At 68.4% G+C, this 16,207-nt stretch carries 15 protein-coding genes; 10 read left to right on the top strand and 5 right to left on the bottom strand.

Features of this window, described 5'->3' with window-relative positions:
- Positions 1–70: 70 nt before the first annotated feature.
- A complete protein-coding gene (locus tag D3261_RS20880) occupies positions 71–388 on the top strand; it encodes a histidine phosphatase family protein (protein WP_255409227.1) in 318 nt (105 codons plus the stop codon).
- A gap of 4 nt (positions 389–392) precedes the next feature.
- Here D3261_RS20880 and D3261_RS13780 read toward each other — a convergent pair whose 3' ends face one another.
- Positions 393–1,064: an HAD family hydrolase gene (locus D3261_RS13780; protein WP_120073309.1), complete on the bottom strand. Its 672-nt coding sequence runs from the start codon at positions 1,062–1,064 to the stop codon at positions 393–395.
- Between the two features lie 63 nt (positions 1,065–1,127).
- On the bottom strand, positions 1,128–1,976 hold the full coding sequence (gene larE / locus D3261_RS13785; protein ID WP_120073311.1) for an ATP-dependent sacrificial sulfur transferase LarE: 849 nt from the start codon (positions 1,974–1,976) through the stop codon (positions 1,128–1,130).
- 85 nt (positions 1,977–2,061) lie between these two features.
- On the opposite strand from larE, the gene D3261_RS13790 reads away from it, so the two are divergent.
- Both D3261_RS13790 and D3261_RS20385 read left to right on the top strand, forming a co-directional pair.
- A complete protein-coding gene (locus D3261_RS13790) occupies positions 2,062–4,044 on the top strand; it encodes an endonuclease MutS2 (RefSeq protein WP_120073313.1) in 1,983 nt (660 codons plus the stop codon).
- A gap of 332 nt (positions 4,045–4,376) precedes the next feature.
- A complete protein-coding gene (locus tag D3261_RS20385) occupies positions 4,377–4,535 on the top strand; it encodes a hypothetical protein (protein WP_007690694.1) in 159 nt (52 codons plus the stop codon).
- A 3-nt stretch (positions 4,536–4,538) separates the two neighbouring features.
- Here D3261_RS20385 and glmM read toward each other — a convergent pair whose 3' ends face one another.
- Positions 4,539–5,861, bottom strand: coding sequence for a phosphoglucosamine mutase (gene glmM, locus D3261_RS13795; protein ID WP_120073315.1), 1,323 nt, complete (start codon positions 5,859–5,861; stop codon positions 4,539–4,541).
- Between the two features lie 209 nt (positions 5,862–6,070).
- Between glmM and D3261_RS13800 the strand changes: the two genes are divergently transcribed.
- Together D3261_RS13800 and D3261_RS13805 are read left to right on the top strand one after the other, a co-directional pair.
- Positions 6,071–8,464, top strand: a complete 2,394-nt coding sequence (locus tag D3261_RS13800; protein ID WP_233553996.1) for a dockerin type I domain-containing protein — start codon at positions 6,071–6,073, stop codon at positions 8,462–8,464.
- Between the two features lie 100 nt (positions 8,465–8,564).
- Positions 8,565–10,481 carry a hypothetical protein gene (locus tag D3261_RS13805; RefSeq protein WP_120073319.1) on the top strand — a complete coding sequence of 639 codons (1,917 nt, stop codon included), beginning with the start codon at positions 8,565–8,567 and terminating at the stop codon, positions 10,479–10,481.
- A gap of 51 nt (positions 10,482–10,532) precedes the next feature.
- On the opposite strand, the gene D3261_RS13810 is transcribed toward D3261_RS13805, so the two are convergent.
- Positions 10,533–10,700 carry a hypothetical protein gene (locus D3261_RS13810; protein ID WP_007690701.1) on the bottom strand — a complete coding sequence of 56 codons (168 nt, stop codon included), beginning with the start codon at positions 10,698–10,700 and terminating at the stop codon, positions 10,533–10,535.
- 137 nt (positions 10,701–10,837) lie between these two features.
- Between D3261_RS13810 and larB the strand changes: the two genes are divergently transcribed.
- The 4 genes from larB (at position 10,838) to D3261_RS13830 (ending at position 14,404) form a co-directional block, all read left to right on the top strand.
- Complete coding sequence (gene larB, locus D3261_RS13815; RefSeq protein WP_120073321.1) at positions 10,838–11,605, top strand: nickel pincer cofactor biosynthesis protein LarB; 768 nt, start codon at positions 10,838–10,840, stop codon at positions 11,603–11,605.
- Positions 11,606–11,714: 109 nt separating this feature from the next.
- Positions 11,715–11,972 carry a GIY-YIG nuclease family protein gene (locus D3261_RS13820; RefSeq protein ID WP_120073322.1) on the top strand — a complete coding sequence of 86 codons (258 nt, stop codon included), beginning with the start codon at positions 11,715–11,717 and terminating at the stop codon, positions 11,970–11,972.
- Positions 11,973–11,994: 22 nt separating this feature from the next.
- Positions 11,995–13,392 (top strand): phosphoglucomutase/phosphomannomutase family protein, encoded by a 1,398-nt coding sequence (locus D3261_RS13825; protein ID WP_120073324.1) that lies wholly within the window; start codon positions 11,995–11,997, stop codon positions 13,390–13,392.
- Positions 13,393–13,600: 208 nt separating this feature from the next.
- Positions 13,601–14,404: an HpcH/HpaI aldolase/citrate lyase family protein gene (locus D3261_RS13830; RefSeq protein ID WP_120073326.1), complete on the top strand. Its 804-nt coding sequence runs from the start codon at positions 13,601–13,603 to the stop codon at positions 14,402–14,404.
- Positions 14,405–14,475: 71 nt separating this feature from the next.
- On the opposite strand, the gene D3261_RS13835 is transcribed toward D3261_RS13830, so the two are convergent.
- A complete protein-coding gene (locus D3261_RS13835; RefSeq protein ID WP_233553997.1) occupies positions 14,476–15,282 on the bottom strand; it encodes an SDR family NAD(P)-dependent oxidoreductase in 807 nt (268 codons plus the stop codon).
- 69 nt (positions 15,283–15,351) lie between these two features.
- On the opposite strand from D3261_RS13835, the gene D3261_RS13840 reads away from it, so the two are divergent.
- Entirely contained in the window at positions 15,352–16,128 is a 777-nt protein-coding gene (locus D3261_RS13840) for an SDR family NAD(P)-dependent oxidoreductase (protein ID WP_120073328.1), read from the top strand.
- Positions 16,129–16,207: the final 79 nt, after the last annotated feature.

The following is a 16,207-nucleotide window of genomic DNA, read 5'->3' on the forward strand; positions in this document are numbered from 1 at the left end:
GAGAAAACGTGGCGCGAGCGGGATTTCGGGGTCTATCAAGGGCTCACCTACGACGAGATGTTCACGGAGTATCCCGAGTTCGCGGTCGGGCGCTCGGGCGAGTCCGCGCTCGCGCGCAACCCCCGAACGTGGCGAGAGCCTGCTCGACCTCCGCGAACGCGTGGTCGAGGGATTCGACCGCCTGCTCGCCGAGTCGGGAGCCGACGAGACGGTCTTGGTCGTCACCCACGGCGGGGTGCTCTACGCCCTCGTCAGCCACCTCACGGACACCGACTTCGTGACGGTCGTCGACGAGGGCGGACAGGGCAACTGCGCCATCAACGAGTTTCGAGCGGTGGGCGACGGGATCGAAGTGGTTCGGACGAACGACACGAGCTATCGGGGGTGAGTTCTCACCGATCGTTCGCGATCCGCCGCACCGCGTGGAGGTCCGCGACCTCGTAGGTCGGCGAGACGGAGAGGGACAGTTCCTCGCGGTGGGGGCGACGGACGAACGCCGAGTCGACGTCCGCCCGGTCTGCGGCCATCACGTCGGTCTCGCTGTCGCCGACGTAGAGCACCCGGTCGTCGACCGCGTCGAGGTCCGCCAGCGCGCGCTCGAGGTAGTGTGGGTTCGGCTTCCGGCGCGCGAGGTTCTCGATCCCGTTCTCGCGACCGTAGTAGGTCTCGAAGAGGTGGTCCAGGTCGAAGTGGTCGAGCACGAACGCGATCGTCGCGTGGTGGTTGTTGCTCACGACGCCGCGCGTGGCCGCGATGTCGCCGATCGCGTGCACGTCGTCGTAGGTCGTCCGCGACCCGTCCTCGAAGGCGCGCTCCTGGGTGCGCTCGTCGTGGCGCTCGCGGGCGTTCCAGACCGCCTCGGGGTCGACGTCGTAGGCCGCCGCGAGCTCGCCGATCCGGTCGGCGTTCGGGTCGGTGACGAGCCCCGCGAGCGTCTCGCGGTCGACGTCACCTATCCCGAGGTCGTCGAACGCCGCCCGCGCCGCCGCGACCTGACGCTCGCGTCGGGGCGGCGCGACGAGGATCCCGTCGCTGTCGAACACCACCGCGTCGTATTCGCTCACGCTCGGATCGTACGTCCGCGAGGAAATCGGTGTTCCGGTCCCGGTCGTCGTAGCTGGATAGGATCAGTCGTTCGCGGTTGGATACTCGACGTCGAGGTCGAGGTCGTCGTTCGCGGGGCTGACGCTACCCGTCCGGTAGCCACCGAGGTCGAGGGTGACGTGGTCGAAGCCGATGTCGGTGAGGTGGTCGCGGGCGGCCTGCGCGAAGTCGGGGTCGAGCGCGCGCGCCAGTTCGTCGGGCGCGACCTCGATCCGCGCGAGGCCGTCGTGGTCGCGGACCCGGAACTGCTCGAACCCCCACGTCCGGAGGAGGGTCTCGGCCCGTTCGACCCGGCTGAGGCGCTCCTCGGTGACTTCCAATCCCGTCGGGATCCGCGAGGAGAGACAGGCCATCGAGGGTTTGTCGGCCACCGAGAGGCCATAGCTGCGGGCGATCTCACGGACCTCTTCCTTGGTGATATCGTGGTCGAGCAACGGCGAGTAGGCGTCGAGTTCCTCGACCGCACGGAGACCGGGGCGGTGGCCCTCGCCGGGGTCGGAGGCGTTGGTGCCGTCACAGACCGTCTCGATCCCGCGCTCGCGCGCGGCGTCGAACATCGCCGAGAGCCGCATCGTCCGGCAATGATAGCACCGCTCGCCGTCGTTCTCGACGAATTCCTGACTACTGAGCTCCGAGAACTCGGCGAGCGCGTGATCGATCCCGATCTCCTCGGCCACGCGTTTCGCGTCGTCGAGCTCCGCTTCGGGCAGCGTCTCGCTCTTCGCTGTGCACGCCACCGCGTCGTCCCCGAGTGCGTCGTGGGCGAGCGCCGCGACCACGCTCGAGTCCACCCCGCCCGAGAAGGCGACGAGCACGCCGTCGCGCTCGGCGAGCGATTCTCGGACGGCGGCGGCCTTTGCCTCCGTGTTCATGGCCGTTCCTCGTGACCAGCGGACAAAAACGCGTTGTCCCCGCACCCCGGTTGGTTTTTCTCCCCGGCGCGACTCGACGGATGCGATGGAGTTCGAATCCATTGTGGGGGTGGGTGCGAAGACCGCGGAGCGGCTCGCGGCGCTCGACGACCCCGAACGCGCCCTCAGCGAGGGCGACGTCGTGGCGCTCGCGCGCGCACCCGGCATCTCGACCGGCCGGGCGGCCGCCATCGCCCGCGCCGCCATCCGCGACGAACACGACGACGCCGGGGAGTTCCTCGCCACCGACCGCGCCCGCGAGATCTACCGCGACGCCCTCTCGCTCCTCCAGGAGCGGGCGGTGACCGACCACGCGGCCCACCGCCTCGAAACCCTCTATCCCACCGGCAGCGAGTCGCGGGTGACCGAGGTCCGCGAGTGGGTTGCGACAGCGATGGAGCGCGAACCCCGCCAGGACGTGCTGGACGCGCTCGACGGGGTCGCGCCGCTCGACGACCCCCCGAGGGACCGGATCCGCGACCGCTGCCTCGCGACCGCCGACGCCGAAACCCACGCCGCCGCCCAGGACGAATTCCCCGAGCTCTCGGTCGAGGTCGTTGAGGACACCCGCGGGCTCGCCGACCTCGCCAAGGGCTACTCCACGGTGATCGCGCTCGACGAGGCCTTCGCCGGTGTCGACATCGCCGGCGACGTCCAGGTCAGGCCGGACGCGCTCGAAACCCCGGAGGAAGTGGTCCCCGAGCGGGTGCTCTCCTTTTTCGCCCACAACCGCGAGCGCCTCCAGGCCGCCGCCAGGGTCCACCGCGCAACCGACCTCGATTCACCGGTGGACCTCGCAAGGCTCGACGAGGCGCTCGCGGGCCTCACCGAAGAGGGCACCGTCGTCGGCGACGAGGAACTCGATAGGCTCGGACGGGCGGTCGACGACCTCGACGCGGCGGTCTCCACGGCCGAGAGCGTCGCCAACGACCGGCTTCGCGAGGCGATCGAGGAGCGGGACGTCACCATCGAGGGCGCGGATCTCCTCTCGCTCGTCGAGCAGGGCGCGGGCGTGGACTCGCTGCTCTCGCGCGAGCTCGCCGACGAACACGCCGCCGCGATCGACGCCGCCCGCGACCACCTCGTGGACTCCCTGCAGCTCGACAGCGGGGAGACCGAGCTCGCCACCCGCGCGTTCCCCGAGGAGCCGACGTTCCCGGTCGAACACGACGAGGGGACCGTCAACCGCCTCCGCGAGGACCTCACCGCCGCCCGCGATCGCCGGGCGACGCGGCTGAAACGCGACCTCGCGACCGAGTTCGCCGACCTCCGGGCGGGCTGTGACGACCTCGTCGGCGCGGCGCTCGGGCGCGACCGCGAACTCGCGGTGGCGCGGTTCGCCGACGACTTCGACTGCGTCCTCCCCGAGTTCGGCGGTCGCGGTGTGGCGATCGAGGGCGGGCGCTCGCCGCTGCTCGACTGCGCCTTCGAGGCGGTCGAACCCGTGGACTACGCCGTGGCGGGTCCGACGCTGCTCTCGGGGGTCAACTCCGGCGGGAAGACCTCGACCCTCGACCTCCTCGCGCTCGTCGCGGTGCTCGCCCACATGGGGCTGCCCGTGCCCGCCGACGAGGTCCGGATCGAGCGCTACGAGGCGCTCCACTACCAGGCCAAGACCCAGGGCACCCTCGACGCCGGCGCGTTCGAGGCCACCCTCCGGGAGTTCGGCGACCTCGTCGCGGGCGGGCGGAAACGATTGGTCCTGGTCGACGAACTCGAGAGCATCACCGAACCCGGCGCGTCGGCGGTGATCATCGCCGGTATCCTCGAAGCGCTCGACGGTGAAACGACTGGTGTGTTCGTCTCCCACCTCGCCGGCGAAATCCGCGAGGCCGCCGGGTTCGAGGTCCCCGTGGACGGCATCGAGGCGGTCGGCCTCGTGGACGGCGAACTCCAGGTCGAGCGTTCGCCGAAGAAGGACAGCCTCGCGCGCTCGACACCCGAGCTCATCGTCGAGAAGCTCGCGACCGAGGACGCGACGGACGAGAACGAGGTCTTCTACGAACAGCTGCTGGAGAAGTTCGAGTAGCACTGACTCGGATACTCGTTTCACGTCTCGGTTTCGCTTGTTTGCTCACCAGCTGATCCGTCGATGGCAATACCCGATGCAAATGAGGGACCGCACCGCCCCGCATCGGCCACGAGCCTCCCCAGCCGACTGCGCTCCTCGGTCGTTCGCCTTCGGCTCACTCCCTGCGGTGCTCATCCCTCGCACGGGCGTTTCGCGCCGACCGCTCCGCACCGCAGCCACCGCCGCGGAAGATCGTCGTGTTCGTGATGATTTCGAGGGCGGTGCGGTGGACGGGCGATAGGGGCGGGGAGACCGTCGTCTATATAACGGATGCCACACAATCACAGCCCATGCCGGAATGCCAGAACTGTGGTGCGTTCGTGACGGCGGCCTATGCGCGAGTGTTCACCCCGAGCGGCATCGACGAACCACGCGTCTGTCCCCAGTGTGAAGACAAGATCCGCGACGGGGCGAAGGTCAGACAGGCGCGCTCGACACGGCGGAGTTAGAGCTCATTCTCGGCGGGCGTCCTCGACGAACCCGCTCGCTTTCTCGAAGGCGGACGTACAGGCCTCCTGGCTCCGAGCCTCGGCGGTGATCCGAACCAGCGGCTGGGTTCCGCTCGCCCGGATCAGGAACCAGCCCTCGTCGAGGTCGGCCCGGACGCCGTCGAGGGTTCGCACCTCCTCGAACGCCTCGTCGACGCGTTCGGCGACGCGTTCCATCACCCCTGTTTTGTCGGCGACCTCGATGCTCTCGCGCGCTATCGGGTAGGTCTCGATCTCGGCCACCCGGTCGTCGAGCGAGCGCTCGGCGGCGAGTGCGGCCAGTCTGCAGGCGGCGAGCGGGCCGTCGGGACACAGCGTCTGGTTCGGCCAGATCCACGCGCCGGAGGGCTCCCCACCGAAGACGACGTCGGGGTCGGTCGCCCGTTCGGCGACGAAGCCGTCGCCCACGCGCGTGTACGTCACCGTGGCTCCCAGGGGTTCGAGCGCGTCCGCGACCGCGAGGCTGGTGTCGACGGGCGCGGCGACCTCGGGGTTCTCGACCTCGCTCTCGCGGACCGCCTCGCGCGCGAACAGCGCGAGGAGCACGTCGCCCGAGAGGTACGCGCCCTCGCCGGTGGCGGCCCGAAGCCGGTCGGCGTCGCCGTCGTGGGCGATCCCCACTTCTGCGTCGGTGGTCTCGACCAGCGCCCGGAGCGACTCGCAGTTCTCGGCCGTCGGTTCGGAGGGTCGACCCGGAAACGCGCCGTCGGGCTGGGCGTTGAGAGTCTCGACCTCGCAGCCGAGCGCGGTGAGCGCGGCCACGCTGACCCCGCCCGCACCGTTCCCGAGGTCGACGACCACCGAGGGCGGGTCGTCGATCGGGACCGCTTCGTGGAGCGCCTCGACGTGGCGCTCGCCCGCGTCGATCTCGATGCGGTCGCCGAGGTCGTCCCAGTCCGCCGGCTCGAACGCTTCCTCGCGAATGCGCTCGGCGATGCGGTTCTGGTCCTCGCCCGTGAAGGCTTGCCCACTGGGCTGCCAGAGTTTGAGGCCGTTGTCGGGTGCGGGGTTGTGGCTCGCGGTCACCGAGACGCCCGCGTCGGCGTCGTGCCACCCGACCGCGCGTGCGACGGTCGGGGTGGCGGCGAGCCCCGCGTCGAGGACGTCGGTGCCCGACTCGCGCAGCCCCGCCGTCAGTGCACCGACGAGGAACGACCCGCTCTCGCGGGGGTCGCGCCCCACCACGACGCGGTCGGTATCGACCCCGAGTGCGCGCCCGAGCGCGAGTGCGAGCTCCGCGGTGACCTCGGTGCCGACCGGACCCCGAATGCCGCTGGTGCCGAACATACCGGGCGAACGCGCGACCCGACCAAAAAAACGCCGCCTGATGGACGCTCACGGGAATCGCCGGGCGGCCGTTTCGTCTCCGTTCGGGAACGGTTCACAAATGATCGGCCACGGGGAAACATTATATACACCGTCTTTGTCTTCGACATAAGATGGAGTTTCAGTTACGATCGAGACAGTCATTAGCTATTCTCGCCGTCGCGGTCGCGATGGTCGTCGCCGTCGGCGCGCTCGCCGGCGGCGTCACCGGCCAGGCGAGCGGCACGACCCAGGCACCCGACCTCCAGTCGGTCGATGGGTTCGAGTACGATGCCAGTAACAACACGACGAACGTGACGTTCAGCTTCGACGAGGAGGTCGACCTCACGAGCAGCGGCGGGAACTTCAGACTCGTCCCGACCGACGGGGGCACGGACGTCGGCGGGCAGAACGCCGGGGCCAACGGGACCACCGTCGCCGTCGAGTACAGCGGGCAACTGACCGAGAGCGACATCGCCCGCGGCGTGGTGAAGAAGAACACCGTCAAGGTGTCGGGTGGCGGTGACGAGACGAACAACCCGACCCAGGCGGCCGACGTCTCGAACGACGGCAACTCCGCCGATCCGGACCTCGTGAACGTCACCGTCAACGAGAGCACCAACAGCCTGATCTACGCCTTCGACGAACCCGTCAGTGTCGAGAGCGACGGCGGGTTCGAAGCCTCCGCCGAGAACGCGACGACGATGGGGAGCAGCGTGGCGACCGACTCGCTCGCCACCCCGAAACTCGTGAACGTCACGTTCGACCAGTACGACGTCTCGGAGGTCGTCGGCGCGTCGGTGACCGAGGGAACGGTCTCGAACACGAGTGACAGTGACCGGACGAACTCGCTCGACGGGGTGACGGTGAGCAACGAGTCCCCGCCCGCGTTCAGCAAGTGCGGGACCGGGAGCGGCACGGACGACACCGGCGACGCCGGCAACGCGAGCGGCCCGACCGCCGCGCCCGACCTCGTGCAGATAGACAACGTCACCTACCGGCAGAACCCCGAGGACACCAACTGTCAGACGCTGGTCGAGTTCGACTTCGACGAACCGGTGAACACCCAGGGCGGCGCGGGCAACTTCCAGCTGGTCCCGATCGACGGGGGCCAGACCTACGACGGCAACAACGAGATCGTCGGGGAACGGACGGACACCACCTCCCTCACGGTGCCGTTCGACGGCCGTATCGACCCCTCGACGATCGCACGCGGGTTCGTCGACGCCAACACCGTTCGGACGCAGGGCGAGAACGATACGACCCTCAACCCGAAGCAGGCCGCGGACCTCAACAACGACGGTAACACCGAGAACCCCGACCTGGTGAGCATCACCCGGAGTAGCGCCCCGGACGGCGCGCTGCTCTACGAGTTCGACGAGGAGGTCGGTGAGGTGGGCGACACCAGCGGGTTCAACTTCTACGACGGCACCGGGACCGAGACCGACGCCCAGGAGGTCGCGACGACCGACGACCCGAGCGTGCTCTCGGTCTCCTTCGAGGAGGGAGCCAACGTCTCGACGGCCGCGGTCGGCGGCTCGGTCGATGCGAACGCCGTGGTCGGGACCGATACCGAGCGTAGCGATGGCGACGTCAACCAGCCCGACGAGGTGGAGATCAGCGGGAACGAGTCGATCCAGTGTGGGAACGCGACGACCGTCGAGAACGGCTCCGGGCCGACCGCCGCGCCCGACCTCGAAGCCATCGACGGCTTCTGCACCGGGAACCTGGCCTCGATCAACGGCCAGCAGACGTTCGTGAACTTCACCTTCGACCAGCCGGTCGACATCGTTGGTGGCGCGGGCAACTTCCAGCTCGTGCCGGTCGACAGTACGACCATCGGGAACCAGCTCTACGACGGCCAGGGTGAGGTCGTCGCGGGCAACGGGACGAAGACGGTGACCGTGGCGTTCGCCGAGAACGTCACCCGATCGGACGTCGCCCGCGGCTTCGTCGACGCCGGCACCGTCGCGGCGGTCGACGGACAGAGCCCGCCGACGAACCCGAAGCAGGCGGCCGACGTCTCGAACGACGGTAACACCGCGAACCCCGACCTCGTGTCGGTCTCGCCGGGCGGCACGGACCAGCTCCGCTTCGAGTTCGACGAGGAGGTCTCGGAACCCGGTGACACCAGCGGCTTCAACTTCTACGACGCGAACGGGACCGAAGTCGACGCCCAGAACCTGAATCAGACGAACGACTCGTCGGTCATCTCGGTCTACTTCGAGCCCCAGGCCAACGTCTCCGAGGAGGCGGTCGGCGGGTCGGTCGACGCGAACGCGGTGGTCGGAACCGAGACGACGCGGGAGGACGGTGACGTGAACCAGCCCGACGAGGTCGAGCTCGACGACAACGGGTCGGATCTCGCGCCGATCGGCAACGCGACCGATCCGCCGACCGACCCCGACGGGGACGGGAAGTACGAGGATGTCAACGGCGATGGAAGCGTGACGCAGGCGGACGCACAGGCGCTCTACGACAACCTCGATTCCCTCAGAGGGAACACCGCGTTCGATTTCAACGGTGACGGTAGCGTGACGCTGGCCGACACCCAGGCACTCTACAGCGAATCGGTCGGCAACTGACCCAGACAAGACACCAATGATTCCGAAGCTACACCGACGGCGGAAATCTATCGTTAGCATCGCGCTCGCGGCACTCCTTCTCGTATCGGCTGGGGCCGCAGTGACGTTCACGGCCAGCGCGGCCGGCGAAACGACGGTTTCGCTGTCGCCGACGGAACGAAGCGTCGAATCGAACGAAACGACCACCTACGCGGTCGTCGTCGAGAACACCGACGAGGGTATCGGGACCACCGACGCGAGCATCAGCATCGACGATCCATCGGTCGGGTCGATCACGGGCGTCTCGCTCGCGGGGACGCCAGCGAACAGTGACACAGATATTGCCAGCGACGGCTCTACGGCGTCGTTCGAGGCGAACTACTTCGCCAACGCGCTCGGTGACGATCCGGACGGCGTCACGATCGCCACCGTCACTGTCGAAGGAAACACCGCCGGATCGACGGACCTCTCGGTCGACGTGACCGAGATCAGCGATTCGAACGGTGAGATCTACACCGTGACGGGAACCGAAGGCGCGACGCTCCAGGTCGATGGTGGAACGGAGACCACCACGGCGACGGAGACAACGACTGCAACCTCGACGGCGACCGCAACGGCGACTGAAACCGCCACGGCAACCGAAACACCGAACGAAACTACGACTGCAACCTCGACGACCACCGAAACGGCAACTGAAACCACCACGGCAACCGAAACACCGAACGAAACCACGACTGGAACGTCGACGGCGACCGAGACGACGACGAGTACCCCGACCACCGAGACGGAGACGACCGGACCGACGGCAACCGAAACGACGGAGACCACAACCGCCACGTCGACGGCAACCTCCACGACCGGAGCCCCGACGGCAACGACGACTTCGACGGAAACCGAAACGGCGACGACCACCTCCACGACCGGGACCACGACAACCGAGACGGGAACGGCCACGGAGACGACGACCGGACCGACGGCGACTGAAACGACCGGAACCGAACCGACGGGAACCGCGACCGACACGTCGACCGCGACCTCAACGACCGGGACGTCGACCACCGGAACGGCGACCGAGACCCGGACGACGACGGTGAGCGGGACGACAGCAACCGAATCGACGGAGACGGACACGACAGCAACCGAATCAGCGGAGACGGATACGACGGCGACGAGCGGAACCACGACCGGGACGACCACCGGAACCACGACGCAGACGACCGCCACGACGACCGCGGTGGGCGGGAACGACTCTGCAGCAGATGAGAACGACTCCGCGACGGACGGGAGCACCACGAACGAAACCGCGGGCGCGGGCGGTGAGGGCGACCAAGCGGCGAACGAGCAGGCCGCGCGCGACGCACTCGCGGGTAGCGGACTCTCCGACGAACAGGTCGACGGGGTCGCGTCGGCGCTCGCCGCGAGCGGGCTGTCGGCCGACCAGCGGACCGCGATCACCGACGCGCTCGCCGGTGACGGTCTCACCGACGAGGATCGCGGGGCGGTCGCCGACGCCATCGCGGACGGGCTCTCCGAGAACGAACTCGTCGCGTTGAGCGAGGCGCTCGACGACGGTGTGCTCACGAACGCCGAACGCGAATCGCTCGACTTCCTCGACCTCGCACCCGACGACGCCGCCTACTACCAGGTCGACCTCGTGACGGGCGAGCCGATCGAGGAGCTCCGGAGCGACGAGGGCTACTACACCTCCGACAGATTGCTTCGGTTCGCCCACGGTGACACCGACGACGGCATCACGCGCGTCTCGGATGGCGAGTTCATCGAGAACGAGTCGGTGGCCGACCGTATCGAGAGCGAGGATATCACCGTGGAGAACGGCACCGCAACGGTGACGGTGACCGTTTCCGAGGGTGATCCGGTCGGTCTGACGCTCGCGAGCTACGAGAAGATCGGGCCGGGCTGGAGCCCCGCGACCGAGGCGAAGCAGACGTTCGTCGACAGCGAGACGCGGACCCTCACGTCGGGAACCCACACGTTCACCGTCGACCTCCCCGAGGGAGCAGACGGCTCGGCGGCGTAGGATAGCGCCGTCGCTCTCGACGTGGCGACGAAAAATTGAAGCGGTCGAACCTTACAGGTCGCGCGGCTGAACGGTCTTTCGGTCGTTCTCGTCGGCGCGCCGTGCGGCGTCGGCGAGCAGCTCCGAGACTTCCTCGTCGAGCGCGTCGTAGAAGTCCGACGAGACGTTCATTTCACTCAGCTCATCCTTGACGGCGGCTTTGACGATCAGGTCTGCCATACACGCCCCACTTCCGAAGGATGATTTATAAAGGTTGCCATAATCGCTCGTTATCGGGCTTCTCGGGCGGGTTCGTGCGCCGTCGACCCCCCGATCCGAGTCGATGGTGAGTTGTGGGTCGGGCACGGACCCCGTCCATGCACGAGACGCTCCGCGCGCTCGCGGCGGGCGAGATCTCGGTCGCCGAGGCCGAATCCCGCCTTGCGGGCTACGCGACAGGCGAGAACGGCCGCTTCGACGCCGCCCGCGAGTCGCGGAACGGGGTCCCGGAAGCGGTGTTCGCCGAGGGAAAACCGCCGGACGCGGTCGCCGAGCTGGTCGCGCTCGCGGTCGAGACCACGGGCCGTGGGCTGGCGACGCGGGTCGATCCCCGGTCCGCCGAGGCGGTGACCGATCGACTTGCAGAGGAGTTCCCCACGGCGATGGTCGAGTACGACGAGATCACCCGCGTGCTCACGGCCCGCGCGGCGGACGCCGAGGTGCCCGCGCTCGACGCGGTTGTCGGTATCGTCACCGCGGGAACGGTGGACGCCGGACCGGCGGGCGAGGCGGCGGCGGTCGTCGCGGCGATGGGGGCGACGGTCGAGCGGTACGACGACGTCGGCGTCGCCGGGATCCACAGGCTGATCGACGAACTCGACGGCCTGCGCGAGGTCGACGTGCTCGTGGTCGCCGCCGGCCGCGAGGGCGCGCTGCCGACGGTGGTCGCGGGGCTGGTCGACGTGCCGCTCATCGGGCTGCCCGTCGCCTCTGGCTACGGCCACGGTGGCGACGGCGAGGCCGCACTCGCGGGCCTCCTCCAGTCGTGTACGGTGCTCTCGGTCGTGAACATCGACGCGGGGTTCGTCGCGGGGGCACAGGCGGGTCTCGTGGCGCGAACGCTCGACGCCGCCCGTCAGGAATGAGTCGCAGTCGTGTACGGGCTACGAGCGCCCGGGAAGGCTATGTACCGCCCCGGACTCGTCGATCACCCGTCGTCGCCGAGGTCGCCCGCGAACGCGCCGACATCACCCGATGAGCCACCACGTCTACATCGTCGAGTGCGCCGACGAGAGCCTCTATACCGGGTACACCACCGACATCGAGCGCCGGGTCGACGAACACAACGCGGGCGAGGGCGCGAAGTACACCCGTGGTCGAACGCCCGTAAACCTCCAGTACGTCGAGACGTTCGACGAGCGGGGACCGGCCATGTCGCGCGAGTACGAGATCAAGTCGCTCTCGCGCGCCGAAAAGCTCGAACTCTGTGGCGAGCGGGCGACGACCTTTTGAGACGGGGCTGAGAGGGGTTCGTATGAACGCGATCTCCTTCGGCACCGACGGCTGGCGTGCGACCCTCGACGTCTTCACGACGCCACGGGTTCGGATGGTCGGCCAGGCGGTCGCCACCACCCTCCGCGAGGCGGGCCACGACGACCCAGTCGGGATCTGTTACGACGCCCGCGAGACCTCGCGCGGCTTCGCCGAGGAACTCTCCCGAACCCTCGCCGCCAACGGTTTTGATGTACTCCTTCCCGACCGCGACCGCCCGACGCCGCTGCTGGCGTGGGCGATCGCCGAGCGCGGCCTCTCGGGCGGGCTGATGGTGACCGCCTCGCACAACCCCTCGGAGTACAACGGCGTGAAGTTCATCCCCGACGACGGCGCACCCGCGCTGCCAGCGGTGACGGACGCGATCGAATCGAACCTCGCCGAGCCCGACCCGCTGCCCGAGGAGGAGTGGGGAACGGTCGAGGAAGTCGAGTTCATGGAGCCGCACGCCGAGCACGCCCTCGACCTCGTGGCCGACTACGCCGGTGACGGGAGTGATATCGACCTCGACGGCCTTCCGGTGGCCTACGACGCGATGTGCGGGAGCGGGCGCGGCGTCACCGACGACCTCCTCTCGCGGGCGGGTGCGACGGTTGACCGGCTGCGATGTGAGCGCCAACCCGAGTTCGGCGGCACCCCGCCGGAGCCGAGCGCCGAAACCCTCGGGGAGCTCACCGAGACGGTACGAAACGGCGACGCGACGCTCGGGATCGCGAACGACGGCGACTCCGACCGGCTCGCGCTCGTCACGCCGAAACGGGGCTACCTCGACGAGAACCTCTTCTTCGCCGCGCTCTACGACTTCCTGCTCGAAGCCAACTCGGGTCCTGCGGTACGCACGGTCTCGACCACGTTCCTGATCGACCGGGTGGCCGAAGCCCACGGTGAAGAGGTGGTCGAGACCCCCGTCGGATTCAAGTGGGTCGCCGAGGCGATGGCCGACGCGGACGCGCTGGTGGGCGGCGAGGAGTCGGGCGGCTTCTCGGTGCGAAACCACGTCCGCGAGAAGGACGGCGTGCTGATGGCGCTGCTCGCGGCGGCCGCCGAGGCCGAGGAACCGCTCGACGACCGTGTGGACCGACTCCTCGACGAGCACGGCGAGATCCACCAGTCGAAGGTCAGTGTGGAGTGTCCCGAGAGCGAGAAGGAGCGGGTGCTCGCGGACCTCGACGGCGCGCTGCCCGACAGCGTGGCGGGCGCGGACGTCGCGAACGTCGTGACCGAGGACGGCTTCAAGATCGTGCTCGACAGCGGTGCCTGGCTCCTCGTCCGCCCCAGTGGCACCGAACCCGTCCTCCGAGTCTACGCCGAGGCCGAGAGCGAGGAGCGGGTCGCGGAGTTGCTCGATGCGGGTCGCGACCTCGTCGAACCGCTGGTCTGAAGCGGATCCGCTCTTTTCAGAAGCAAATCGCCCTGAGCGACGCGATTCCCGTTCTCGGCGGTTCTCAGTCGTAAATCACATGTAGCGATATCAATTCGGGGAGCGAACGGTAAGGCGAGTTGAGAACGCGTCTTGGGAGACCGGGATTCAGGGAGGAGGTATCGACGGGATTCAACGCTTATCCGCGAGGACCGCCTACTGAGCACCTATGGCAACCGATTCAGACGTTCATCCGTCACGTGAGAACGGGCTCCGAGCGGTCATCGAGAACGACGAGCCCGCGCTCGGGGTGCTCGACGACCTCTACAGCCCGGAGATGGTCGAGATATACGGCGACATGGGGTTCGACTTCGTCTGGCAGGACCTCGAACACGCCGGTCCGGCCCCCACGGACGCAGCCTCGCTCGCTCACCTGCTCCGGGCTGCCGACGCCGCCGATACCGAACTCCTCGTTCGGATCCCGGAACCGGACCCGGCAACGGTGCACAAAGTGCTCGACACCGGGGTTCGCAACGTGTTCATCTCGCACGTCGAGACCGCCGCGGACGTCGAGAGAGCGGTGAAGGCAGCCCGATTCACCTACGACGGCGACCCCGGCGGCCGTGGGTTCGCGAACCCACGGGCCAGTCGGTGGGGTGGGGCCGACGAGTACGTCGAGACCGAGGACCGCGAGATCATGGTCGGGGTCACCATCGAGGAACCGGCCGCCGTCGACGACATCGAGGGGATCCTCGCCGTTCCGGAACTCGATTTCGTCTTCGTCGGCCCACTCGATCTCGCCGTCGCGATGGGCCATCCCGGCGACGTCGCCCATCCGGACGTGCAGGAAGCCGTGGATAGGGTGGTCGAGGCGGCCCGAGAGGCGGACGTGACCATCGGTGGTCTCGGGTTCGGCGAGGACGACGTAGAGGAGAAGATCGCGGACGGCTATCGGATCCTGCACGTGGGGAGCACTACTGGCGCGGCGAGGGAGGCCCTGGAGTCGTGGCCAGCGGCGTTCGGTTCCCGATGAGCCGCGCACACGCGTCGCCGGTTCCCCGCTTCGAACCCGAGTGAGAAGGGATCGCGTCGAAGCCCGCGGACCTATCGGTTGTCGTACTTCCAGTTGTCGATGGGGACCTGACCGCCGTCGACACGGAGCTCGTGGCCGTTGACGTAGTCCGAGGCCGGCGAGGAGAGGAAGGTCACGGCGTCGGCGACCTCCTCCGACTCGGCGTACCGACCGAGCGGGTTGAGCTCCGTGATCTGCTCGTGGGTCTTCTCCGAGAAGTCCTCGACCATCCGGGTGTTCGCCCAGCCCGGCGCGACGGCGTTGACCCGCACCCCTTCCCGCCCGAGTTCGAGCGCGAGGCTCTTCGTGAGCCCGAGCGCCGAGAACTTCCCGACGTCGTACTCGGGGGACATCCCGACGCCGTTCTTGGTGTGGATCGAGGTGATGTTGACCACTTTCCCGTAGCCCGCTTCGACCATGTCGTCGACCACGGCGTTGATGCAGTTGATCGACCCCCAGAGGTGGACGTCGAGGTTGAGCTGGAAGCGGCTGTCGTCGTCCTTTTCGAGGAACGGGCCCGCGTCGCCGACGCCGGCGTTGTTGACCAGGATGTCGATACTTCCCAACTCGTCGACGCCCTCGGCGACCATCGCGTCGACCTCGTCCGCGTCGCTGACGTCGGCGGTGACGGCGACCGCCTCGCCGCCCGCGTCGGTGATGAGCTCGACCGTCTCTTCGGCGGGTTCCGCTTCGAGGTCGTTGACCACGACCGACGCGCCGTGGGCGGCGAGGTCGCGTGCGATCGCTCGGCCGTTCCCCCGGCCCGCGCCGGTCACGAGCGCCGTCCGTCCGCTGAGGTCGGTGTCCATGTTCCTCTCGGGATGGAGCCCCGTCGCCATTGGCCCTTTCGGACCCGTCGGGTTCCGAACCGCCGATGGCTATTTGCGGCGGGCCGTCGAACCGCAACTATGTCAGTACTGGACGAGTTCTCGCTGGAGGGACAGCGCGCGGTGGTCACGGGTGCCGGTCGCGGGCTCGGCAACGTCATGGCGACCGCCTACGCCGAGGCGGGGGCGGACGTCGCCATCGTCGACGTGGACAGCGAGACGGCCGAACGGGCTGCCGACGAGATCGCCGAGCTGGGTGTCGAGACCACGTCGGTCACGGCCGACGTGAGCGACGAGGCCGAGGTCGAGGCGATGACCGAGACCGTCGTGGACCGGTTGGGTGGGATCGACATCCTGCTCAACAACGCCGGTATCGTCTCGAACACCCCCGCCGAGGAGATGCCCGTCGACGAGTGGCAGGCGACGATGGACGTGAACCTCACCGGCGTCTTCCTCTGTTCGAAGCACGTCGGTCGCCACATGCTGGAGCGCGGGTCGGGAACCATCGTCAACATCTCCTCGATGTCGGGGCTCGTCGCGAACCACCCCCAGCCCCAGATCGCCTACAACGCCTCGAAGGCCGGCGTTATCATGGTGACCCGCTCGCTCGCCTCCGAGTGGGGGGACCGTGGGGTCCGAGTGAACTCCATCGCGCCGGGCTACATGCGAACCGACCTCGTCGAGGACGTCCTCGAAGAGGACCCGGAGATGGCCGAGACCTGGCGGGAGTACACCCCGATGGGCCGGCTCGGGAAACCAACGGAGCTCGGCCCGGTCGCGGTGTTCCTCGCGAGCGAGGCGTCCTCGTTCATGAACGGGGAGATCGTCTCGTTCGACGGCGGCTACACCGTCCGCTGAACGGGCTCGACCGTCGGGAGACGCACCGATATTCGTCGACGAGGCTCGGCGGTCCACGTCGCCGAGCGAGGGGTTCATC

Source organism: Halococcus sp. IIIV-5B, from assembly GCF_003602035.1.
Lineage (GTDB): Archaea > Halobacteriota > Halobacteria > Halobacteriales > Halococcaceae > Halococcus > Halococcus salsus.

Bases quoted from the DNA above. Each gene is read 5' to 3' on its own strand.
- larE (WP_120073311.1), bottom strand. From the start codon at position 1,976: ATGAACACGGAGGCAAAGGCCGCCGCCGTCCGAGAATCGCTCGCCGAG.
- D3261_RS13790 (WP_120073313.1), top strand. From the start codon at position 2,062: ATGGAGTTCGAATCCATTGTGGGGGTGGGTGCGAAGACCGCGGAGCGG.
- D3261_RS20385 (WP_007690694.1), top strand. From the start codon at position 4,377: ATGCCGGAATGCCAGAACTGTGGTGCGTTCGTGACGGCGGCCTATGCG.
- glmM (WP_120073315.1), bottom strand. From the start codon at position 5,861: ATGTTCGGCACCAGCGGCATTCGGGGTCCGGTCGGCACCGAGGTCACC.
- D3261_RS13800 (WP_233553996.1), top strand. From the start codon at position 6,071: ATGGTCGTCGCCGTCGGCGCGCTCGCCGGCGGCGTCACCGGCCAGGCG.
- D3261_RS13810 (WP_007690701.1), bottom strand. From the start codon at position 10,700: ATGGCAGACCTGATCGTCAAAGCCGCCGTCAAGGATGAGCTGAGTGAA.
- larB (WP_120073321.1), top strand. From the start codon at position 10,838: ATGCACGAGACGCTCCGCGCGCTCGCGGCGGGCGAGATCTCGGTCGCC.
- D3261_RS13820 (WP_120073322.1), top strand. From the start codon at position 11,715: ATGAGCCACCACGTCTACATCGTCGAGTGCGCCGACGAGAGCCTCTAT.
- D3261_RS13825 (WP_120073324.1), top strand. From the start codon at position 11,995: ATGAACGCGATCTCCTTCGGCACCGACGGCTGGCGTGCGACCCTCGAC.
- D3261_RS13830 (WP_120073326.1), top strand. From the start codon at position 13,601: ATGGCAACCGATTCAGACGTTCATCCGTCACGTGAGAACGGGCTCCGA.
- D3261_RS13835 (WP_233553997.1), bottom strand. From the start codon at position 15,282: ATGGCGACGGGGCTCCATCCCGAGAGGAACATGGACACCGACCTCAGC.
- D3261_RS13840 (WP_120073328.1), top strand. From the start codon at position 15,352: ATGTCAGTACTGGACGAGTTCTCGCTGGAGGGACAGCGCGCGGTGGTC.